The sequence below is a fragment of the Pseudomonas sp. MYb541 genome (assembly GCF_037479595.1).
Lineage (GTDB): Bacteria > Pseudomonadota > Gammaproteobacteria > Pseudomonadales > Pseudomonadaceae > Aquipseudomonas > Aquipseudomonas canadensis.
The window spans coordinates 20,197-41,618 of the sequence record NZ_JBBGYS010000028.1 but is presented as its reverse complement, the minus strand read 5'-3'; the positions used below and the strand labels follow the sequence as shown (position 1 = coordinate 41,618).

Here is a 21,422-nt window from a genome sequence, read left to right as displayed (position 1 = left end):
TATGGAACCTATCGTGCTGTTCAAGCAGGGCATGTTGCTGGTGGTGCTGCTGACGGCGCCGCCGTTGATCGTGGCAGTAGTGGTGGGGGTGCTGACGTCCCTGGTGCAGGCGTTGATGCAGATACAGGACCAGACACTGCCCTTTGGTATCAAGTTGGTGGCGGTGGGCGTCACGCTGATCATGACGGGCCGTTGGATTGGTGTGGAGTTGATCCAATTGATCAACCTGACCTTTGAAATGATCGGCCGCTCGGCGCTGAACTGAGGTCCTGCTCATGTTGGTCTATCTCGAATACCTACCCAGCCTGGTGATCGGCATGGCACGCATCTACCCCTGCGGCATCCTGGTGGCGGCGTTCTGCTTTCAACACATACGCGGTATGCCGCGGCACACTCTGGTGATGGTCATGGCGTTGATGCCCGCGCCGGGTATTCATGCCGCATTGGCGGGCGTGGATTACTCCGCACTAATGCTGGCTGCGTTGGTACTCAAGGAGGTGGCACTGGGTATCTTACTGGGGGTGCTTCTGGCAATGCCGTTCTGGATGTTCGAGTCAGTGGGGGCACTGTTGGACAACCAGCGCGGCGCCTTGGCAGGTGGGCAACTCAACCCTTCACTGGGGCCGGATGCGACACCAATCGGGCACTTGTTCAAGCAATTGGCGATTTTCTTGCTGATAACCAGTCTCGGGTTGGGCACGTTGACCCAAGTGATCTGGGACAGTTACCTGATCTGGCCGCCCACCCTGTGGTTTCCGCTCCCTGCGGCGAATGGCATCGGTGTGTTCGTCGACCTGCTTGGCGATACCTTCACCCACATGCTGCTCTATGCCGCGCCCTTTATTGCGGTGTTGTTGTTGCTGGAGTTCGGCATTGCACTGTTGGGGGTCTACAGCCAGCAGTTACAAGTGAGTACCCTGGCGCCACCGGTCAAGAGCCTGGCGGGCATTGGCATTCTGCTGTTGTACTTTGCGCTGTTGGAGGATCTGATCGTTGGGCGCATGAGCCTGCTGGGCGATCTTAAACATTCATTGGGCGTTTTGTTCAAGGTCGCGGTGCCATGAGTGATTCCGGCGAAAAAAAGCACCCGGCGTCCGCCAAGAAACTGCGGGACCAACGCAAGAAAGGCCAGGTCGCCCAGAGCCAGGATGTCGCAAAACTGCTGGCGTTGACGGCGATCAGTGAAATCGCCTTGTTCACCGCCGAAACCAGTCTGCAACGCTTCCAGCAATTGATGCTGTTGCCGATGTCACGTCTGAATCAGCCTTTCACGCGCGCACTGGAAGAGGTGCTGTTCGACGGGCTGGGGGTGTTCTTCTCCTTCGCCCTGTTGATGGTCGGGGTTGCGATTACTACCAAGCTGATCAGCAGTTGGATGCAGTTCGGGCTGCTGTTTGCGCCGGAAGCCCTGAAGATGGATTTCAATCGTCTCAACCCCGTGAGCCAGGTCAAGCAGATGTTTTCTGCGCAGCAGTTGATGAACCTGTTGATGAGCGTGGCGAAAGCATTCCTTATCGGTTTGATCCTGTATGTGGTGATCCGGCCCTCGATCGGCACGCTGATCAACCTGGCCAACAGTGACCTGCAAAGCTACATCGTGGCGTTGATCGCGCTGTTCCGTCATCTGTTGCATGTGTGCCTTGGCATGCTGCTAGTGCTGGCGCTTGTCGACTTGACCCTGACCAAGCACTTTTTTGCCAAGCGCATGCGCATGACTCAAGTGGAGGTCGTCAAAGAGTACAAGGACATGGAGGGTGACCCTCATGTGAAGGGGCAGCGCCGTTCGTTGGCGTACCAGTTGGCCCAGGAAGAACCGAAGGTCAAGCTGCCCAAGTTGGAGGAGTCCGACATGTTGGTGGTCAACCCAACGCACTTTGCTGTCGCGCTGTATTACCGACCGGGTAAGACACCGCTGCCGATGTTGGTGAGCAAAGGCACGGACGATGAAGCCCGCACATTGATCCGCCGTGCCAAGGCGGCCGACGTACCGGTGATCCAGTGTGTATGGCTGGCGCGCACGCTTTACACGAAAAAACTGGGCGCCAGCATCCCTCGTGAAACCTTGCAGGCCGTGGCGCTGATTTACCGGACCTTGCGCGAGCTCGACGATGAGGCCAAGCGCGAAACCCTGGAACTGCCCGAGCTTGAGCGGCGTTGATCACCTGTCCAAGGCTTGCAGCGTGGCCAGCGACAGCATCCGGCTGAGGATCCTGTCGAGCGTGCTGGCAGTTGCCGGCAGTGCGTGCCAGATCACCAGGGTGTTCTGGGCGTCGAGGTAAATAAAGCAGCCATCGAATGCCAACGCTTGCTCAAAGCGTCGCTCCAGCACGCGCTGCAATTGCCCGGCCTGCAACGCTTCGCGAGCGACGTGCAGGGCAAGTCCCGGGCAATTTCCAGCGTTCAGTGCGCCTACCTTGATACCGGGCGCGAGGGACAGGTGAGCGGCGGTGCCGCTCACCAGGTCGTCCAGGAATGCCTGGCGTCGATCATCGGGCATACCTGGAAGCTTCACCGTTCCAGCGACACTGTCTGGTAATCCGGCCGCTCGCCGGCGGGCCCAGGTTCGACGCGCATCTGCGGCGGCCACCAGATCACCATCTTGCCCTGGGTCGATTGTGGGCGTGAGTATGAATCACCTTTGCAGGTGGGTGTACAACCGGCGAGGTGCAGGACTGCGAAGATCAGGGTGACGTACAACAAGCTGTGTTTCATGGCGTGGCCTTCCGGGCTGGAGTGATCAAGGAGGGGCGGGGCACACTGAGGTGTTCGTCCTTCACCACCGGACGCATGGCGATAAACACCTCGGCTTCTTCGCCTGGCTTGAGCCAGGCGCGCGGCCACACGGTGACCGCCAGGGTCTGCGAGTTGCTGCACTCTTTTTCGTCGATACGTACGTTGCGCTTGAACTGGTTGCGCAACACCACGACCGCCACGTTGTAATGCGGGCCTGCGTACCACTGGCTGCGGTCGGTATTAAGCGCCAGTAAGTCACGGGTGCTGCACAAGCTGTTCAGTCCCAGAGGCATCGGCGCCGAGTTGAACGCTTTGGGCACTTCCCCGCTGACCATACGTGCCAGGGTGCTGATGATGTCACTGCGCTTGATCACCGGTTCGTGCGGTGAAATCCGCCTGGCCAGCGGTGTGAGGGCGGCTTGCAACTCGGCCTGGTCGGCCTGCGGCAAATAGCGAGACGGGTCGTCCTGGTCCCCGATAACGCGGGGTGTGAGGATAAACAGGCGTTCACGTCGATTGTTCTGGCGCTCCGTCGAGGAAAACAGCGCCTTGCCCAGCAGGGGAATATCTCCCAGCAGGGGAATCTTTCTTTGTTTGTCTGTGCTTTCGGTGACATGGAAACCGCCGACCACCAGCGAGCGCTTTTCCGCCATCACGGCTTGTGTACTGACCTTGCCCCGGCGTACATCAAGGTGGTTGGGGTCAGGGTTGGTCGCGTCGAAATTGCCATCTTCAATGTCCACTGCCAAATGGATCTGGTGAACGCCGCGGCTGGTGGTGACCCTGGGCACGACCTGAAAGCTGGTGCCCACGGTGACGGGTAAAATGGTTGCGTTTTCGCTGCCGGGAGTGAGGTATTGGGTGCGGTTGAAATCGATCACCGCCGGTTGGTTTTCCAGGGTCAGCACCGATGGGTTCGACACCATGGTTGCCAGTCCCTTCTCTTCCAGCGCGCGGATATCGGCGTAGAAACGATCGCGGTTTTCAATCGACAACTGCGACGATGTGCCGGGTGCCATGTTGACGCCGCCCCGGAAGCGGCTGTTCTGGAAACCCCAGTTCACCCCGAATTCGCGCAATTGCGTACGCTCGATGTCGAGAATGATCGCGTCGATTTCGATCAACTTTCGCGCAACGTCGAGTTGGGTGATCAGTTCGCGGTACATCGCCTGGCGTTCCGGCAGGTCATAGATGAGCACGGCGTTATTGCGCACATCGGCTTCGACGCGGATCCGGCTGGCGGGTACCGGTGCTCGCGGCGTCAATGCGGGTGCTGCGTCCACTGGCCCGGTGTTGCCCTGTGTACCGAGCATTTGGCCCAGCAGCGGGTTGCCCAGTCGCGGCACATTGGGCGTGAGAGGCGCGGGTTGGGATGATGGGCGTGGATTCAGCCCCGTGAGCGTAGAGGCAGAGCGTGGTTCCAGCAGCCCGCGTAAAATGCTGGCGACACCGGGAATGTTGAGTTTTTCTCCGCGGTAATCCACCTGGCGGTCCGTCGCATTGGCAAACTTCAACGGGTAACTCAACACGCTCTGTTTTTCATCCGGTGAGCGGCGCTGGCTGCTGAACTGCTTGATCTGTTCGATATAGCGCTTGGGGCCGGAGACGAGTACGACCCCGTCTTCGGGCAACTCGCCCCAACCGAAACGGCTATCGAGCAATCCGATATCGGTCAGCGCCTGCTTGAGGTCGGAAATCGTCTCTGATGAGACCTCCAGGCGTGCTGACTCCTGCTGATCCAGCGTGCTGATGTAGAGCGTGTTGTTGTAGAGGTACCACTGGAAACGGTGTTCGACACCTAGTCTGTCCAGCAGTGACTGTGGGGTGTTCGCGCGGATCTTGCCGTTGACGTCCCCCTCCAGCAGGCCCTCGATTTGCAATTGCGTGCCAAAGGTCTGGGCGAAGTCTTCGAGGACTTCGCGTAGTGGTTTGTGTTCGGCCTCATAGGCGTAGGCGGTGTTTTTCCATTCCGGGGGAATGGCGGCCAGGACGCTTTGCGCAGGTATCAGCAACCAGGGGAGTGTGAGCAGGCAACGCCAGGGGGCAAGCCTTGACGATGTTCCGGGCAAGGCAGTAGGCATGCGGTTATAGCTGTGGGTCTTGTTGTACATAGAGTTCTCTGGTTAATACGACAGCGAACGTAACGAAGTAGGTTTGGATTGATGAGCCGGCAGGGCAAGGCGCGCGAACGTCGAGCGCCACGTGTCGCGTTGGTTGAGCAGGGCTTCGAGGCTGTTGAGCAACGACGTCTCGTGCGGGTCTGTGCGCAGGCATTGGACCAACCAGAGCGCGCCACTGTCAGGCGCTTGGGCAAGCGAGCCTTGAAAGTGATTCAGGCTGACCGCACCCAGTCGCAGCCAACAGTGCAACGGTGCGTGATCCGGCCGACAGGACGTCAGTTGAACGCAGATCAACACGGCGTCGCCGTGACGTTTCAGGATGATTTCATCGTTGTTCTCGAGGGCGAGCATCTGTTCTGAGTCGCCGCCCAACCAGTCAATAAGTTGATCTTCCAACTTATGGCACACCGTCTAGTGCGGTTTTGAACAGCATGTGGTTGACCCGGCTGTGCTCGTTGAACGCCCAATCGGAGTGATGCCTTTTAAACATGCTCTCGTAAAACATCAGCATGTCCTCTGAGGTCTCCGCAGGGGACTGTTCGAAGGTTTTATAACGCAGGGTGTCAGCCTTAACTTGGCCCAGAAGCTCACGTTTGAAGCCGTTATAGAAGTCCATGATTCTCTCCTGATAGACCTCACCTCTGTGGTCAGTGCTGGCTATTCAGTTCCAAGTTGATTGCGCCAGGCCAGCCAGTGGAGCCTGATCACCTTCTTTGGAAAACGGGGCAAGCATGGAGGCCCAATTGATGTGAAAGTCGCCTTCGTCGGTTTTCAGAACGAGGGTTTGAGTGCTGATGGTGTCGTCTGGCTGAAGTCTCCAACGCGCGGCGTCATGGCGGCTGAGGCAATGTTTGAGTGCCTCGATTTCCCGTGGATGACACAACAGGAGCGCATTCACCTCCGGTACCTGGCTTGCCAGCAATTGCTTGAGCAGCGCTGCCAGGCGTTGTGGCTGCGGCGTCTCGTCAAGCAGGTGCCTGATCGCCTGGTTGACGACCCCTGTGATGTACCGCTCCAGGTTGTCGCTCAATGCTTTTTGCTCGTTTTCCCATCGATGCAGCTGTGCGTTGGCGCGTTGCCAGAACGCCTGGCCCGCCTGCTCCAAAAGCGCCTCGCGGCTGAGTTGTGCGCGGTTGAGCAACGCGTCAGCCTGAGCCTTGGCGCGGGTTAACAGGTGTTCGGCTTGGGTGCAGTCAGCGAGCACCTCTCTGGGAATCAGCCCGTGCGACAGGCTATGGGCGTCGGGCGGCAGCGTGATTTTGCGTCGGCAGAGCATCTTCAGTTGTCCATTGCGTGGGGCGCAGGCACCAAGCGAGTGCTGGCGCGTGTTGTCATGCGCCACACCACGGCTTGCCACAGGGTATCCAGGCGACTCGCATCGCCGGCGTATGGGCGGTGGCTTCTTTCCAGTTCGAGCACACGCGCAAAGCAAAAGCGCAATCGGAGGCGTTGCCAGACGGGAGGCTCAACCCATGCACGCAGCAGCTGCAACGGATCGTCTGCAGGTAACAGTGTTTGCGGGGGCAGGGCCTTGGCAATTCGCTTGCACCATAGGTAATGATCCTCCTGCAAGGCGGTGGTGGTTTGCGGCCTACAAATGCTGTCAAGCAGATCGAGCACGAAATCGAGTTCCGAGGCCGACGCCAAGGCCAGCTTGAGCAGCGTGGGGTGAGGAGCAGGGGGCAGGCCGGGGGTAATCCCTTCGACGGTACAGTTCACTGGGGCGTCGATAAGGCACAGCGCGTTGATTACTGGGTCGCCGAGGGTACGCCAGTCATCGTGTGCCGACCTCCAAGGACGCGCCCACCATTGCGCCCAGCCCAGGTGTTCACTCACGGGTTGGTCGCTTGCGGATTATCTGAGTAGCCGGCCGCCGCTTGGATTGCCCGCTGTCGCCGGTTGCGCAGGAAGAGTAACGCGGCCGTCGTCATCACGATGGCAACCAATGTAAGGGTCATGCTGGCGCGCCAAAAGCCGAGGTCATTTGCGGGTATCAAGAACGGCCCGAAATACGCCAGCTGCCGTTGCTCTTGATAGGCGATTGAAGGCACGAAGACCACCGTGAGCTTTTGCGGGTTATCCACCGCCGTGGACATTCCCGGGATGCTGCTGGCAACCATTCGGCGAACCCGAGAACGGATATTATCGGGGTCTAGCCGCGGATCATGCTTGATGAACACCGAAGCAGAGGCCGGTTGCACCGGTTCTCCCGGCGCGATGCGCTCTGGAAGCACCACATGCACCCGGGCGACGATGACTCCGTCAATGTTCGACAAGGTCGCCTCAAGCTCCTGGGACAGGGCATAGATGTACCGAGCCCGCTCCTCCAGTGGTGTTGAAATGACGCCGTCCTTGCGAAACGTATCGCCCAATGTGGTACGTGCGATCTTGGGCAATCCGACCGCCTCCAACGTACGCACGGCACGACCGATGTCGATGGCATTGACGACCACGACAACACCGTCTTTAGCCGGCACTTTTTGTGCGCGGATATGCTTGTCAGCCAATTCGGCAATGACCTCGTTGGCTTCCTGTTCGGATAATTGGCGGTGGAGTTCGACGCGCTCACTGCAACCGTTCAGCAAGAAGGCGAGCCATAAAAGCAGCAGAGCGGGGAGGAAGGACTTCATGCCCATCTACTGCAAATTGCTGATTTTATCGAGGCCTTGGGCGGTTTTCCCGACACTCTTGACCAGGATGTGAGTCAGCAGCAAGGTGTTGGAAAGGTGGCTGGGGTAGTCCCGCATTGCACGCTCGTTATTTTTTTTACTGAGGGCGCGCAAACTTTTGCCCATGCGTTCTGTTGAGTGGGCGAGCGCGTCTGACGCATCTGCCAGCAGGCTGTTCCGTTCAGCCCGATGCGTGGTGGCAGCCAGGGGGGTTGGCTGTGCCAGGGCTGAGGTGAAGAGATGGATATCGGCAGACGGTGCGGGTGAATATTCAACTGATCTGTGTGCGCTGCCAGTGTCGTCATGCTCTGCGGAAAAAACGGTTTTGATTTGCATGCCAGACCTTTTGCATCAAGGGCTCAGGAGGGCGACGCTGGGTAAGTGTCGCCGGTGTAGAAAACTTCCCCGACTGATTGCCTCGGGGAAGCTGGCCATTCTTAACGGTAGCTGTCAGCAACAGCCTTCAAGCCGACTTGCCACCTGGCGTCTCGAGACAACTCTGCGATCTTTTTGTTGTCTTCTTTAGATCCTTCGGCGGTTTCTTCCAAACTCGGTGCGCCTGCGCCTGCGCCATAACCATTGTTTACCGGATAAGGGGTATAGCCGGTGTTAGAGGGTATCGTCATTGGGTGTTCTCCATGGATGCCTGCAATAAAGATAGTGGGTTTGCCAGTTTGATTCATAATGTTTGAATCGCTGCTGGCACTAACTATGTGGCCGTTGGTGTGGATGGCGTTCCTGAAGTTTTCCGTGCAAATGTTTCGAATTGTTAGTTGATTGCCTGGGGTTTAATCCAACGAAATATGAAGTTGTTTCATTCGGTAGTAAAGCGTGCGTTTGGCCACGCCTAACTCGACTGCCACACGGTCCACATTGTGTTCGTGCCGCAGCAGAGACTCTTCAATCAGCGTCTTTTCAATCTGTTGAAGGCGGCCCTTGAGGCCTATCTCGACCCCTTCATCCGGCATGGTCGGCCCACACAGCGGTGGCAGTCCCAGTACGCAGCGCTTGGCGGCCGAGCGCAATTCACGCACGTTACCCAGCCAGGAATAGTCAAGCAGTTGCAGCAGCAGCGTGCAGGGCGGCGAAGGTGGTGGGCGTTTGAATCGCTCGGCCTCCTGCCTGAGCATGCTCAAGAATAAAGGGATAATGCGTTCACGGCGCTCACGCAGGGGCGCGAGCTGGATGGTGACCACATTCAGGCGGAAATAAAGATCGCGCCTGAACGCCCCTCGCTCGACCATTTTATGCAGCAACTGCTGGGCAGACGCTATAACGCGCATATCCACCGGAATGAAGCGGGTCGAACCCAAGCGCTCAACGCCACGAGCCTCCAGAACTCGCAGCAGCTTGGCCTGGAGCGAGAGCGGCAAGCTGTCGATTTCATCCAGGTACAAGGTGCCCAGGTGCGCGGCTTCGATGAAGCCTGCTCGTGATTGCACGGCGCCGGTGTACGCGCCGCTGTTGACTCCAAACAGTTGACTCTCCGCCAGGGTCTCCGGAATGGCTGCGCAATTGACCGCGACCAGGTTACCCCGTCGCCCTGATAGCCGATGAATGCGTTGTGCCAAGGTATCTTTGCCGGTGCCGGTTTCTCCCAGCAACAGGATGTCAACGTTGAGGGGGGCAGTGCTGCTCAAGACATGTTCAATGTCAGCGTCTTCAATGAGTGAGGTGCTTGTTTCGTTTTCCATGTGGTCAAGCGCCGACATCGGATGATTACTCCATACTCGCTCTTGCTTCACTGTCGAAAAGACAACGTGCAGGCTCTGCACAATAGAGCGAATTTTATAACAGTTATCACCGGTCCTTAGGGTGATTAGTTGCCGAAGTCATGTGGGATAAGTTTGATAGTTTTCGGTCGCTAAACGTATTAAGTAGAGCGGTGCAGGGGAGAGTAGGCAGAGTCTGAAAACCGTTGATATTTAGACTGATCTGTTGTGTCAGAGTATTCGTAAAGTCGTCGCCCACAAAAAAGCCGATGCAGTGCATCGGCTTTTTATATTCGACGTAAACCGCGAGTAGCGATTACACGTTGAAACGGAAGTGCATCACATCGCCATCTTTAACGATGTATTCCTTACCTTCCAAACGCCACTTACCTGCTTCCTTGGCACCGGCTTCACCCTTGAACTGGATGAAGTCGTTGTAGGCGATCACTTCGGCGCGGATAAAGCCTTTTTCGAAGTCAGTGTGGATCACACCGGCGGCCTGTGGTGCGGTGGCACCGACCTTGACGGTCCAGGCGCGGACTTCTTCAACACCGGCGGTGAAGTAGGTCTGCAGGTTGAGCATCTCGTAGCCGGCGCGGATTACGCGGTTCAGGCCAGGTTCTGTCAGGCCGAGGGCCTCGAGGAACATATCCTTTTCTTCGCCGTCATCCAGTTCGGCGATTTCCGCTTCGATCTTGTTGCACACCGGAACAACGATGGCGCCTTCTTCGTCAGCGATGGCCTTGACCACGTCCAGCAGTGGGTTGTTCTCGAAGCCGTCTTCAGCGACGTTGGCGATGTACATCACAGGCTTGGTGGTCAGCAGGTGGAAGCCCTTGATCACGGCCTTCTCATCGACGCCCATGTTCTTCATCAGGCTGCGTGCCGGCTTGCCTTCGGTGAAGTGAGCGATCAACTGCTCCAGCAGGCCTTTCTGGACCACGGCGTCCTTGTCGCCACCCTTGGCGTTGCGCGCGACTTTCTGAAGTTGCTTCTCGCAGCTGTCGAGGTCGGCGAAGATCAGTTCCAGGTCGATGATTTCGATGTCGCGTTTCGGGTCGACACTGTTGGAGACGTGAATCACGTTCTCGTCTTCAAAGCAGCGGACCACGTGGGCGATGGCATCGGTTTCACGGATGTTGGCCAGGAACTTGTTGCCCAGGCCTTCACCTTTCGACGCGCCGGCAACCAGGCCAGCGATGTCGACGAATTCCATGGTGGTCGGCAGGATGCGTTTTGGATTGACGATGGCCGCCAGGGCGTCCAGGCGTGGATCCGGCATCGGCACGATACCGCTGTTGGGCTCGATGGTGCAGAAGGGGAAGTTCTCCGCCGCAATACCGGACTTGGTCAGGGCGTTGAACAGGGTGGATTTGCCGACGTTGGGCAGGCCGACGATGCCGCAATTGAATCCCATGGTGTTTCCCCTCGGTAAGAGTCAGGCCTTCTGGCTGTGCAGGTTTTTCATCGCGCGGTTCCATTCACCGGCGAAGATATCCGGCAGCACGCCGAGGGCAAAGTCGATGCTGGCATCGAGTTTTTCCTGTTCGGCGCGTGGCGCACGACCCAGGACGAAATTTGAAACCATACTGGCAACGCCTGGGTGGCCAATGCCGAGCCGCAGACGGTAGAAATTATTCTGATTGCCCAACTGCGCAATGATGTCGCGCAGGCCGTTGTGCCCGCCATGCCCGCCGCCCAGCTTGAGCTTGGCAACACCGGGTGGCAGGTCCAGTTCGTCATGGGCCACCAGGATTTCCTCGGGTTTGATCCGGAAGAAGCCCGCAAGTGCCGCGACAGCCTGGCCGCTGCGGTTCATGTAGGTGGTGGGAATCAGCAGACGAACATCCTGACCCAGGTGCGAAAAGCGCCCGGTCAGGCCAAAATATTTGCGATCGGCCACCAGGTTCACACCTTGGGCGTGGGCGATGCGCTCAACAAAAAGGGCCCCCGCGTTATGCCGGGTCTGTTCGTATTCGGCGCCTGGATTTCCCAGGCCAACGATCAGTTTAATGGCAGTCACGACAGGGGCCCTTCCTTTGGAGTTGTGGATAACATCGCCGCAACCGGTGTGCGGCGAAAGTGGACGACAGAAGCTATTTACTCAAGAGTAAACGCCGCGTTATCGCCCGCTTTCTCGCTACGTTCCGGTCCGCGATGTTTCCTCAAGCTCCGGCAATACAGAGTGAATTACTCTGCAGCGCCTTCTTCAGCTTCTGGAGCAACGCGTGGAGCGTGAACGTTGGCAACAGCTTTGTCATCACCGTGAGCCAGTGCGACAAACTCAACGCCTTTAGGGGCTTTGAGGTCGGACAGGTGAACGATAGCGCCGATTTCCAGAGCCGACAGGTCGACTTCGATGAACTCAGGCAGGTCTTTCGGCAGGCAGGTCACTTCGATTTCGTTCAGAACGTGCGAGATCTCGCCGCCTTTCTTGACCGGAGCGTCTTCACCAACAAAGTGCACAGGCACGATGGCGGTCAGTTTCTGGCCAGCTACAACGCGAACGAAGTCAGCGTGCATGATGAACTGCTTGGACGGGTGACGCTGCATCGCTTTAACGATGACGTTCTGCTTGGTGCCGTCGACGTTCAGCTCGATAACGTGGCTGTAGGCAGCTTCGTTTTCGAACAGTTTGGCGATTTCCTTGGCCAGGATGGTCACGGATTCAGCAGCTTTGTTACCACCGTATACAACGGCTGGGATGTTGGCGGCGTGACGCAGGCGGCGGCTCGCACCTTTCCCCAGGTCAGTACGCGCTTGAGCGTTCAGAGTAAAGTCAGTCATTTTGTATCTCCAAAATAGCCATCATCGAGGGGCGTTTGCGACCAGCGCCGTACTCGACATGGGCAAAAAAGCCCCGCCCCAACAGAATGTCGGGGCGGGGCGCTTTTCGTCAGTTAGATGTGCCGAAGGTTTGACCCTTAGCGGAACATCGCGCTGATCGATTCTTCATTGCTGATGCGGCGGACCGCCTCGGCAACGACCGGTGCGATATCCAGTTGACGGATACGCGCACAGGCTTGAGCGGCGGCGGACAACGGGATGGTGTTCGTCACCACCAGTTCGTCCAACACGGAATTCTCGATGTTCTCGATCGCTCGGCCCGACAGCACAGGGTGTGTGCAGTAGGCGAAGACTTTAGCCGCACCGTGCTCTTTCAAGGCTTTCGCCGCGTGGCACAGGGTGCCGGCGGTGTCGACCATGTCATCAACCAGAATACAGGTACGCCCTTCGACATCACCGATGATATGCATCACTTCAGAGTGATTGGCTTTCTCACGGCGTTTGTCGATGATCCCGAGGTCCACGCCCAGGGATTTGGCAACAGCCCGTGCACGCACGACGCCACCAATGTCCGGGGACACGATCATCAGGTTTTCAAAGCGCTGGTCTTCGATGTCATCCACCAATACGGGGGAGCCGTAGATGTTATCTACCGGAATATCGAAGAACCCCTGGATTTGGTCAGCGTGCAGGTCAACCGTGAGAACACGGTCGATACCTACCACGGTCAGCATGTCAGCGACGACTTTCGCGCTGATAGCCACACGTGCGGAACGCGGACGGCGATCCTGACGGGCATAACCAAAGTAAGGGATTACAGCTGTGATTCGAGTCGCTGAGGAGCGGCGGAAGGCATCAGCCATCACGACGAGTTCCATCAGGTTATCGTTGGTCGGAGCGCAAGTCGGCTGAATAATGAAGACGTCTTTACCGCGAACGTTTTCATTGATCTCGGCTGTAATTTCGCCGTCGGAGAACTTACCGACAGAGATGTCACCGAGAGGGATATGCAGCTGACGTACAACACGCCGAGCCAGATCGGGGTTAGCATTCCCCGTAAAGACCATCATCTTGGACACGCGCAGTACCTAGAGGCTGAGGGTAACCTGGATGAGTATAGAAAATGGCAGGGGCGGCTGGATTCGAACCAACGCATGGCAGGATCAAAACCTGCTGCCTTACCGCTTGGCGACGCCCCTGTATCTGTTGCAACGAGTGCCTAACACTCGGTTCCTTTAGAGCAGACTTTGCAGCTTGCGATGCAACATCGAAACGTTGCTTCCCTTTGCTACAAACCCTGTAAGGGTCTCTGTAAGAAGGGCCGAGACTTTATCAGCTTCAGCTTTGCTTGGGAAGCCCCCAAACACACAACTTCCAGTTCCGGTTAATTTTGCTTCGGTAAATTTACCTAGCAAATTCAAAGCGTTACGTACCTCTGGATAACGCCTTGCTACAACCGGTAAGCAGTCATTTCGACTGTTTCCCTTGGGAACGGGGCGCACTTTAATGGGAGAAGAGTTACGTGTCAACAACGGATCTGAAAAAATTTCTGCTGTACTTACAGATACTTGCGGCACAAGCACGACATACCAAGGCTCTTCGGGGTATTCCGGGCTGAGTTTCTCCCCCACGCCCTCGGCGAAAGCCGCGTGGCCACGCACGAAAACCGGGACGTCGGCGCCCAGTGTCAGGCCCAGCGCGGCCAGGCGATCATCGTCCCAACCCAGTTGCCACAAGTGATTGAGCCCCAGCAAAGTGGTCGCGGCATTCGAGCTGCCGCCACCGATTCCACCGCCCATGGGCAAAATTTTATCGATCCAGATATCGATGCCTAGTCCGCATCCGGATTGTTCCTGAAGTTTTTTCGCCGCCTTCACGATGAGGTTGCTGTCGTGAGGCACACCTTCGAATTCGGTATGCAGCTTGATCACGCCATCGTCGCGCACGGCGAAAGTCAGTTCATCGCCGTAGTCGAGGAATTGAAACAGCGTCTGCAGCTCGTGGTAACCGTCTTCACGGCGACCGAGGATGTGCAGCATCAGATTGAGTTTTGCCGGGGAGGGCAGGGTCAGTGTTTGTACAGTCACGTTATTGCCCCAGTTTGCGCGGTTGCCAGTCCTTGATCACCAGCGTGACGTCAAGGTCGGGACCGTGCAGCTTGATGCGTTCAGGCAGCGAATAACCGCTTTGCTCTACGTAGCTCAAATACTCCACCTGCCAGCCGTCCTGTTCCAACGTGGCCAGGCGGCTGTCACCGTTGAGGCTCAGGCGACTCTTGCTGTCAGGCGCGGGCAGGCCGCGTACCCACCAGACCAGATGAGACACCGGCAGCTTCCAGCCAATCTGTTGTTCCAGCAACGTTTCCGGCGAAGTCGCTTCATAACGGCCCTGATTGGCCACTTCAAGACTGACTTGCCCCGGTCGACCGGTCAGGCGTGCCGCGCCGCGGCCCAGCGGGCCGGACAGGCGAATATCGTAGTAGTCCTGGCGTTGCAGCCAGAACAAGGTGCCGCTGCCGGAATCCTTCGGCGCGCGAACCCCCACTTTGCCTTCGATTTGCCAGCCGTCGATGCTGCTGAGCTGATCCTTGTGCTGCTTCCATTGCGCCGGGTTGCCCTGGCCTTCAACGGATTCGCGGCTACCTATGCCCGCGCAACCGGCGAGCAGGGCGATGAAACTGAAAACAACAATGTGGCGCAAGAACATAAGCTTAAAGGGTCTCGGATCCGGTCAGGCGCTTGATGGTGCCGCGCAGGATGGGGCTTTCGGGTTGTTCCTTGAGGAATTTTTCCCAGACTTGTCGTGCTTCACGCTGTTTGCCGTTGGCCCATAGCACTTCGCCCAGGTGAGCAGCGACTTCCTGGTCGGGGAAGCGTTCCAGAGCCTGGCGCAGCAAGCGTTCGGCTTCGTCCAGGTTGCCCAGGCGGTAATTCACCCAGCCCAGGCTGTCGAGTACGGCCGGGTCTTCCGGGTTGAGCTTGTGGGCTTGTTCGATCAACACCTTGGCTTCGGCGTAACGCGTGGTGCGGTCGGACAGCGTGTAACCCAAGGCGTTGAGGGCCATGGCGTTGTCTGGGTCGCGCTTGATGATCAGGCGCAGGTCTTTTTCCATCTGGGCCAGGTCATTGCGTTTTTCCGCCTGCATGGCGCGGGTATACAGCAGGTTCAAATCGTCGGGGAATTGCAGCAAGGCTTGTTGCAGCAGTTTCCAGGCACGTTCACCCTGATTGTTGGCCGACAAGGTCTCAGCCTGGATCAGGTACAGCTGGATCGCATAGTCCGGCTCGGCATCGCGCGCCGCAGCCAGGCGTTTTTCCGCCTCGTCTGTGCGACCGTTGCTCATCAGGATATCGGCCTGGCGCAACTGGGCGGGCAGGTAATCATTGCCTGGGCCGACCTGGGCGTATTCGAGCAGGGCGGCCTGCGGGTCGTTGCGCTCCTCGGCGATACGGCCAAGGTTCAGGTGCGCCGAATCCACATGGCTTTCGCGCTGGATCAGCTCTTCCAGGTAACCCTTGGCCTCGTCCCAGGCCTTGGCTTCCAGGCACACCAGTGCCAGGGAGTAGCGCAATTCGTCATCGTCCGGGTATTGCTGGACCAGGCTGGCGAACTGCACTTTGGCGTCCTCCATGCGGTCCTGCTCGACCAACATGCGCGCGTAGGTCAGGCGCAGGCGCTTGTCTTCCGGATACTTCTTGATGCTTTTTTCCAGCAGCGGAATCGCTTCCTTGCCGCGATTGAGATTCTGCAGCAGGCGCGCACGCAGCAGGATAGGCGCGATTTCGCCTTCTTCCGGCGGATTCTGCTCGAGCAGCTTCAGCGCTGCGTCAGCTTCGTCATCCTGTTGCAGCAGCAAGGCCTTGCCAAAAATCAGTTGGCTGTTCTTCGGGTGTTTTTGCAGCAGGCGGTCGAAGCTCTTCATCAAACCGTTGCGCGTGTCCTGGTCAGTGTCGGCCGCCGACAACGCGAGAAAGTCGAAATGGGTGTCGCCCTTGCCCTGCAGGACCTTCTCCATATAGACCATGGAGTCGTCATAGCGCCCGGCGCGTGCCAGTTGAACGGCCGCCGCGCGTTGTGCTTCCAGGTCGTCCGGTGCGTTCTTCGCCCAGATCAGCGAGGTATCCAGCGCAGCCTGGTCGGCGCCCAGGTACTCGGCGATGCGGAACGCGCGCTCGGAAATCCCCGGATCCTGGGTGTTGATGGCCTGGGTCACGTAGTTGTCCAGTGCAATGTCGAAACGATTGCGCTGGCCGGCGAGTTCCGCGGTCAGCAGGCTGTACACCGTTTCTTCACTGAACGAGGAATAAACCTTGGGCTTTTCAGGGGCAGGGGTGCTGTCTTCCACCGGCGGCGTACCGTCCGGCGACACGGGGGCCATGGCCTGGCAGCCGCTGAGGAAGACAAAAGCAAGGAGCAACGCGGAAGATCTATTCATATAGGAAGAGGACGACTAACCTGCGGTCGGATCATCATGACACAAGCCTTCGGCCAAACATAACCGAGTCTCAGTGGGTGCCTTTATAGACACAAGGCATTAGGACAATAGCTTACGGTGGTTGTTCTGAATCTTTCGAAGTAGGACAATTGTCGGCTTCCCGACATCATCAGCGATATTGAATGGCCTTCCTCGCACTCGGTATTAACCACAAGACTGCCTCCGTAGACGTGCGCGAGCGCGTGGCGTTTACGCCAGAGCAGTTGGTTGAGGCCCTGCAGCAGCTCTGCCGGCTCACCGACAGTCGCGAAGCTGCGATCCTTTCGACCTGCAATCGCAGCGAGCTTTATATAGAGCAGGAACATCTTTCAGCGGATGTGGTACTGCGCTGGCTGGCCGATTACCACCATTTAAGCCTCGACGACCTGCGCGCGAGCGCTTATGTGCACGAAGAGGATGCGGCAGTTCGTCACATGATGCGTGTGGCATCCGGTCTCGATTCGCTGGTGTTGGGCGAACCGCAGATCCTCGGCCAGATGAAATCCGCCTACGCCGTGGCGCGTGAGGCTGGCACCGTCGGCCCGCTGCTGGGCCGGCTGTTCCAGGCGACGTTCAATTCCGCCAAGCAAGTGCGCACCGATACGGCCATCGGTGAAAACCCGGTGTCCGTGGCGTTTGCTGCCGTCAGTCTGGCCAAACAGATTTTCAGTGACTTGCAGCGCAGCCAGGCCCTGCTGATCGGCGCTGGTGAGACTATCACCCTGGTCGCCCGTCACCTGCACGATCTGGGCGTGAAGCGCATTGTTGTCGCCAACCGCACCCTGGAGCGTGCGAGCATCCTTGCCGAGCAGTTCGGCGCGCATGCCGTGTTGCTGGCGGATATCCCGGCCGAACTGGTGCGCAGCGATATCGTCATCAGCTCCACCGCCAGCCAGTTGCCGATTCTTGGCAAGGGCGCGGTCGAGAGCGCATTGAAGCTGCGCAAACACAAACCGATCTTTATGGTGGATATCGCCGTTCCTCGGGATATCGAACCCGAAGTCGGCGAGTTGGACGACGTTTACCTCTATAGCGTCGACGATCTGCACGAAGTGGTCGCCGAAAACCTCAAGAGCCGTCAGGGCGCCGCCCAGGCTGCTGAAGAGATGGTCAGCACGGGCGCCGAAGAATTCATGGTGCGCCTGCGTGAATTGGCGGCGGTGGATGTGCTCAAGGCGTATCGTCAGCAGGGCGAACGCCTGCGCGACGAGGAGTTGATCAAGGCCCAGCGCTTGCTGGCCAACGGCAGCAGCGCCGAAGAAGTGCTGATGCAACTGGCGCGCGGTCTTACCAACAAGCTGCTCCACGCGCCCAGCGTACAATTAAAAAAGCTTACCGCCGAAGGCCGCCTCGATGCGCTGGCCATGGCCCAGGAACTCTTTGCCCTCGGTGAGGGCGCGTCAGATAGCTCTTCGGATAAAAAACCGCAATGAAAGCGTCACTGCTCAATAAACTGGACGTGCTCCAGGACCGTTTCGAAGAACTGACCGCCCTGCTCGGCGATGGCGAAGTCATCTCTGATCAGGCCAAATTCCGTACGTATTCCAAGGAATACGCGGAAGTTGAGCCGATTGTGACCACCTATGGGCAGTGGCTTAAAACCCAGGCCGACCTCGAAGGCGCCCAGGCGCTGCTCAAGGATAGCGACCCGGACATGCGTGAAATGGCCGTGGAAGAAGTCCGCGAAGCCAAGGAAAAGCTGGCCGCGCTGGAAGGCGACCTGCAACGCATGCTGCTGCCGAAGGACCCGAACGACGGGCGCAACGTATTCCTCGAAATCCGTGCCGGCACTGGCGGCGACGAAGCAGCGATCTTCTCCGGCGACCTGTTCCGCATGTATTCGCGGTATGCCGAGCGCCGCGGCTGGCGGGTAGAAATCCTGTCCGAGAACGAAGGCGAGCACGGCGGCTATAAAGAAGTCATCGCGCGGGTTGAAGGCGATAACGTCTACGGCAAGCTCAAGTTCGAGTCCGGCGCACACCGCGTACAACGCGTGCCGGCGACCGAGTCCCAGGGCCGAATCCACACGTCCGCTTGCACCGTGGCCGTGCTGCCTGAGCCGGACGAGCAGGAAGCCATCGAGATCAACCCGGCCGACTTGCGCGTCGACACTTATCGCTCGTCGGGCGCTGGCGGTCAGCACGTCAACAAGACCGACTCCGCCATCCGCATCACTCACTTGCCGTCGGGCATCGTGGTGGAGTGCCAGGAAGAGCGTTCCCAACACAAGAACCGTGCGCGGGCCATGTCCTGGCTGTCGGCCAAGCTCAACGACCAGCAGACCAGCGCCGCCGCCAACGCGATTGCCAGCGAGCGCAAGCTGTTGGTGGGCTCGGGCGACCGCTCCGAGCGCATCCGCACCTACAACTTTGCCCAGGGCCGGGTCACCGACCACCGGGTCAACCTCACGCTTTACTCCCTGGACGAGATTCTCGCCGGTGGCGTAGACGCCGTGATCGAGCCATTGCTCGCCGAATACCAGGCGGATCAACTCGCGGCGATAGGTGAATAAATGACCATCATCGCCAGCCTGCTGCGCGCCGCTGACCTTCCGGATTCGCCCACTGCGCGTCTGGATGCCGAATTGTTGTTGGCGGCGGCTCTGGGCAAGTCGCGCAGCTACTTGCACACCTGGCCCGAGAAAATCGTCACCAGTGAAGACGCGCTGACTTTTGCCGGCTACCTGCAACGTCGTCGTGGCGGTGAGCCGGTGGCGTATATTCTCGGCCAGCAAGGTTTCTGGAAGCTGGACCTGGAGGTCGCGCCCCACACGCTGATCCCGCGTCCGGACACTGAATTGCTGGTGGAAGCGGCCCTGGAATTGTTACCGGCCACGCCCGCCAAGGTCCTCGACCTGGGCACCGGCAGCGGTGCCATCGCCTTGGCCCTGGCCAGCGAGCGCCCTGCCTGGCAAGTCACCGCCGTCGACCGAGTGTTGGAAGCGGTGGCACTGGCCGAGCGCAATCGCCAGCGCCTGCACCTTAACAACGCAATGGTGCTGAACAGCCATTGGTTCAGTGCACTGCAAGGTCATACCTATGATCTGATCATCAGCAACCCGCCTTACATTGCCGCCAATGATCCGCACCTGGTGGCGGGCGATGTGCGTTTTGAGCCGGCTAGCGCATTGGTGGCTGGCCATGACGGGTTGGACGACCTGCGGTTGATCATCAAAGAAGCCCCCGCCCACCTGAATGCCGGCGGGCGACTGCTGCTGGAGCACGGTTACGACCAGGCGCCGGCCGTGCGCGACCTGCTGTTGAGGGAAGGCTTTGAAGAGGTTCACAGCCGCATCGACCTCGGCGGCCACGAGCGCATCACCCTGGGACGCCGGCCGTGCTGACCGATCAGGAGCTGTTGCGCTATAGCCGACAGATTCTGTTGCAACATGTCGACATTGACGGCCAATTGCGCCTGAAAAACGGCCGTGCCTTGATCGTCGGTCTCGGTGGCCTGGGCGCGCCCGTTGCGCTGTACCTGGCGGCGGCGGGCGTGGGCGAACTGCATCTGGCGGACTTCGACACCGTCGACCTGACCAACCTGCAACGCCAGATCATCCATGACACCGACAGCGTCGGGCAGACCAAAGTCGATTCGGCCCTGCGCCGCCTGACGGCCATCAACCCCGAAATCACGTTGATTGCCCATCGCACCGCGCTGGATGCCGATTCACTGGCAGCAGCGGTCGAAGCGGTGGACGTGGTGCTCGATTGCAGCGACAACTTCTCCACCCGCGAAGCGGTCAACGCGGCTTGCGTTGCGGCGGGCAAACCTTTGATCAGCGGTGCCGCCATTCGCCTTGAAGGGCAACTGTCGGTGTTCGACCCGCGCCGCGAAGAGAGCCCGTGCTACCACTGTTTATACGGGCACGGCAGCGATACCGAACTGACCTGCAGTGAAGCCGGCGTGGTCGGCCCGCTGGTGGGGCTGGTCGGTAGCCTGCAAGCGTTGGAAGCCTTGAAACTGCTGGCTGGTTTCGGTGAGCCTCTGGTGGGCCGTTTGTTGCTGATCGATGCCTTGACCACGCGCTTTCGCGAGTTGCGCGTCAAACGTGACCCCGGTTGCAGCGTGTGCGGGACGCAACATGGATAAGGGCGCGCCGATCGGTGTGTTCGACTCCGGTATCGGCGGATTGACCGTGCTGGAGGAAATCCAGCAACTGCTGCCCCACGAATCACTGCTGTACGTGGCCGATTGCGGGCACATCCCTTACGGCGAGAAAAGCCCGGCGTTTATCCTCGAGCGTTCGCGGCGGGTGGCAGCGTTTTTCCGGGAGCAGGGCGCCAAGGCGTTCGTGATTGCCTGTAATACAGCCACCGTCGCCGCTGTCGCCGACCTGCGCCTGGATTTTCCCGACTGGCCGCTGGTGGGCATGGAGCCCGCCGTCAAGCCCGCAGCCGCTGCTACTCGTAGTGGCGTTGTCGGGGTGCTTGCCACCACCGGCACGCTGCAAAGCGCCAAGTTTGCCGCCTTGCTCGACCGTTTTGCCACCGATGTGAAGGTCATCACCCAGCCTTGCCCAGGCCTGGTCGAGTTGATTGAAAGCGGTGACCTGACCAGCCCAGCCCTGCGCCAGATGTTGCAGGGTTACATCGAACCACTGCTCAGCGCCGGCTGCGACACCATCATCCTCGGTTGCACCCACTATCCCTTCCTCAAGCCACTCCTGGCGCAGATGCTGCCCCCCAGCATCATTCTCATCGACACCGGTGCCGCCGTGGCCCGCCAGCTCAAGCGTTTGCTGGGCGAGCGCGAGTTGCTGGCCGACGGTAATCCAGAACCTGCGCAGTTCTGGACCAGCGGCGATATGTATCACTTAAGAAATATCCTACCGACACTATGGAAATATCCGGGCGATGTGCGAAGCTTCGCTTCGTGAAAAATTCGTGAAATATCGGCGTTATAAGCTGGAACTTCTGACTACACG

The 21,422-nt window shown here is 58.7% G+C and carries 26 protein-coding genes and 1 tRNA gene; 8 read left to right on the top strand and 19 right to left on the bottom strand.

Annotation, left to right across the window (positions count from 1 at the left end; all coding sequences use genetic code 11):
• Window position 1: 1 nt before the first annotated feature.
• Genes sctS through sctU form a run of 3 tightly spaced genes read left to right on the top strand, consistent with a single transcriptional unit; the run spans window position 2 to window position 2,158 of the window.
• Window positions 2-265: a type III secretion system export apparatus subunit SctS gene (gene sctS, locus WH299_RS17965; RefSeq protein WP_028618733.1), complete on the top strand. Its 264-nt coding sequence runs from the start codon at window positions 2-4 to the stop codon at window positions 263-265.
• Between the two features lie 10 nt (window positions 266-275).
• Complete coding sequence (gene sctT, locus WH299_RS17960; RefSeq protein ID WP_123478042.1) at window positions 276-1,064, top strand: type III secretion system export apparatus subunit SctT; 789 nt, start codon at window positions 276-278, stop codon at window positions 1,062-1,064.
• A complete protein-coding gene (sctU, locus tag WH299_RS17955; protein ID WP_126570470.1) occupies window positions 1,061-2,158 on the top strand; it encodes a type III secretion system export apparatus subunit SctU in 1,098 nt (365 codons plus the stop codon). Before sctT ends, sctU begins: the two co-directional genes overlap by 4 nt.
• Here sctU and WH299_RS17950 read toward each other — a convergent pair whose 3' ends face one another.
• The 19 genes from WH299_RS17950 to WH299_RS17860 form a co-directional block, all read right to left on the bottom strand.
• Window positions 2,159-2,497, bottom strand: a complete 339-nt coding sequence (locus WH299_RS17950; RefSeq protein WP_123478045.1) for a transcriptional regulator — start codon at window positions 2,495-2,497, stop codon at window positions 2,159-2,161.
• 11 nt (window positions 2,498-2,508) lie between these two features.
• Window positions 2,509-2,712: an HrpT family type III secretion system protein gene (gene hrpT, locus WH299_RS17945; protein WP_339550926.1), complete on the bottom strand. Its 204-nt coding sequence runs from the start codon at window positions 2,710-2,712 to the stop codon at window positions 2,509-2,511.
• Window positions 2,709-4,844, bottom strand: coding sequence for a type III secretion system outer membrane ring subunit SctC (gene sctC / locus WH299_RS17940; RefSeq protein WP_126570468.1), 2,136 nt, complete (start codon window positions 4,842-4,844; stop codon window positions 2,709-2,711). Before sctC ends, hrpT begins: the two co-directional genes overlap by 4 nt.
• Window positions 4,845-4,856: 12 nt before the next feature.
• Entirely contained in the window at window positions 4,857-5,249 is a 393-nt protein-coding gene (locus WH299_RS17935; RefSeq protein ID WP_256656602.1) for a type III secretion protein, read from the bottom strand.
• A gap of 1 nt (window position 5,250) precedes the next feature.
• Window positions 5,251-5,469 carry a hypothetical protein gene (locus WH299_RS17930; protein WP_123478051.1) on the bottom strand — a complete coding sequence of 73 codons (219 nt, stop codon included), beginning with the start codon at window positions 5,467-5,469 and terminating at the stop codon, window positions 5,251-5,253.
• A 45-nt stretch (window positions 5,470-5,514) separates the two neighbouring features.
• Window positions 5,515-6,195, bottom strand: a complete 681-nt coding sequence (sctL, locus tag WH299_RS17925; RefSeq protein ID WP_311196605.1) for a type III secretion system stator protein SctL — start codon at window positions 6,193-6,195, stop codon at window positions 5,515-5,517.
• Window positions 6,132-6,689: a type III secretion protein gene (locus WH299_RS17920; protein WP_123478054.1), complete on the bottom strand. Its 558-nt coding sequence runs from the start codon at window positions 6,687-6,689 to the stop codon at window positions 6,132-6,134. Before WH299_RS17920 ends, sctL begins: the two co-directional genes overlap by 64 nt.
• Window positions 6,686-7,483, bottom strand: coding sequence for a type III secretion system inner membrane ring lipoprotein SctJ (sctJ, locus tag WH299_RS17915; protein ID WP_123478322.1), 798 nt, complete (start codon window positions 7,481-7,483; stop codon window positions 6,686-6,688). Before sctJ ends, WH299_RS17920 begins: the two co-directional genes overlap by 4 nt.
• Before the next feature lie 6 nt (window positions 7,484-7,489).
• A complete protein-coding gene (locus WH299_RS17910) occupies window positions 7,490-7,858 on the bottom strand; it encodes a hypothetical protein (protein WP_256656601.1) in 369 nt (122 codons plus the stop codon).
• 101 nt (window positions 7,859-7,959) lie between these two features.
• Complete coding sequence (locus tag WH299_RS17905; RefSeq protein ID WP_126570466.1) at window positions 7,960-8,148, bottom strand: hypothetical protein; 189 nt, start codon at window positions 8,146-8,148, stop codon at window positions 7,960-7,962.
• A gap of 162 nt (window positions 8,149-8,310) precedes the next feature.
• On the bottom strand, window positions 8,311-9,234 hold the full coding sequence (locus WH299_RS17900) for a sigma 54-interacting transcriptional regulator (protein WP_122723658.1): 924 nt from the start codon (window positions 9,232-9,234) through the stop codon (window positions 8,311-8,313).
• A 316-nt stretch (window positions 9,235-9,550) separates the two neighbouring features.
• Window positions 9,551-10,651 carry a redox-regulated ATPase YchF gene (gene ychF, locus WH299_RS17895; RefSeq protein WP_122723659.1) on the bottom strand — a complete coding sequence of 367 codons (1,101 nt, stop codon included), beginning with the start codon at window positions 10,649-10,651 and terminating at the stop codon, window positions 9,551-9,553.
• Between the two features lie 21 nt (window positions 10,652-10,672).
• Window positions 10,673-11,257 (bottom strand): aminoacyl-tRNA hydrolase, encoded by a 585-nt coding sequence (gene pth, locus WH299_RS17890; protein WP_028618746.1) that lies wholly within the window; start codon window positions 11,255-11,257, stop codon window positions 10,673-10,675.
• Window positions 11,258-11,424: 167 nt separating this feature from the next.
• Window positions 11,425-12,021, bottom strand: a complete 597-nt coding sequence (locus WH299_RS17885) for a 50S ribosomal protein L25/general stress protein Ctc (protein WP_068933641.1) — start codon at window positions 12,019-12,021, stop codon at window positions 11,425-11,427.
• Between the two features lie 137 nt (window positions 12,022-12,158).
• Window positions 12,159-13,100, bottom strand: coding sequence for a ribose-phosphate pyrophosphokinase (locus tag WH299_RS17880; RefSeq protein WP_003171603.1), 942 nt, complete (start codon window positions 13,098-13,100; stop codon window positions 12,159-12,161).
• Window positions 13,101-13,145: 45 nt separating this feature from the next.
• Window positions 13,146-13,220: transfer RNA gene (locus WH299_RS17875), tRNA-Gln, on the bottom strand.
• Window positions 13,221-13,256: 36 nt separating this feature from the next.
• Window positions 13,257-14,060, bottom strand: a complete 804-nt coding sequence (gene ispE, locus WH299_RS17870; RefSeq protein WP_218169695.1) for a 4-(cytidine 5'-diphospho)-2-C-methyl-D-erythritol kinase — start codon at window positions 14,058-14,060, stop codon at window positions 13,257-13,259.
• Window positions 14,061-14,109: 49 nt separating this feature from the next.
• Window positions 14,110-14,727: a lipoprotein insertase outer membrane protein LolB gene (lolB, locus tag WH299_RS17865; protein WP_122723661.1), complete on the bottom strand. Its 618-nt coding sequence runs from the start codon at window positions 14,725-14,727 to the stop codon at window positions 14,110-14,112.
• A 4-nt stretch (window positions 14,728-14,731) separates the two neighbouring features.
• Window positions 14,732-16,456: a tetratricopeptide repeat protein gene (locus WH299_RS17860; RefSeq protein WP_028618750.1), complete on the bottom strand. Its 1,725-nt coding sequence runs from the start codon at window positions 16,454-16,456 to the stop codon at window positions 14,732-14,734.
• A 182-nt stretch (window positions 16,457-16,638) separates the two neighbouring features.
• Between WH299_RS17860 and hemA the strand changes: the two genes are divergently transcribed.
• Genes hemA through murI form a run of 5 tightly spaced genes read left to right on the top strand, consistent with a single transcriptional unit; the run spans window position 16,639 to window position 21,374 of the window.
• The gene (gene hemA / locus WH299_RS17855; protein WP_123478056.1) at window positions 16,639-17,928 is read left to right on the top strand and encodes a glutamyl-tRNA reductase; all 1,290 of its coding nucleotides are present in this window, start codon (window positions 16,639-16,641) and stop codon (window positions 17,926-17,928) included.
• A complete protein-coding gene (gene prfA / locus WH299_RS17850) occupies window positions 17,925-19,007 on the top strand; it encodes a peptide chain release factor 1 (protein ID WP_095014625.1) in 1,083 nt (360 codons plus the stop codon). Before hemA ends, prfA begins: the two co-directional genes overlap by 4 nt.
• The gene (prmC, locus tag WH299_RS17845) at window positions 19,008-19,838 is read left to right on the top strand and encodes a peptide chain release factor N(5)-glutamine methyltransferase (protein ID WP_122723663.1); all 831 of its coding nucleotides are present in this window, start codon (window positions 19,008-19,010) and stop codon (window positions 19,836-19,838) included.
• Window positions 19,832-20,587: a molybdopterin-synthase adenylyltransferase MoeB gene (locus tag WH299_RS17840; protein ID WP_122723664.1), complete on the top strand. Its 756-nt coding sequence runs from the start codon at window positions 19,832-19,834 to the stop codon at window positions 20,585-20,587. The genes prmC and WH299_RS17840 overlap by 7 nt, the downstream gene beginning before the upstream one ends.
• The gene (gene murI, locus WH299_RS17835) at window positions 20,580-21,374 is read left to right on the top strand and encodes a glutamate racemase (protein ID WP_339550924.1); all 795 of its coding nucleotides are present in this window, start codon (window positions 20,580-20,582) and stop codon (window positions 21,372-21,374) included. The genes WH299_RS17840 and murI overlap by 8 nt, the downstream gene beginning before the upstream one ends.
• Window positions 21,375-21,422 lie beyond the last annotated feature (48 nt).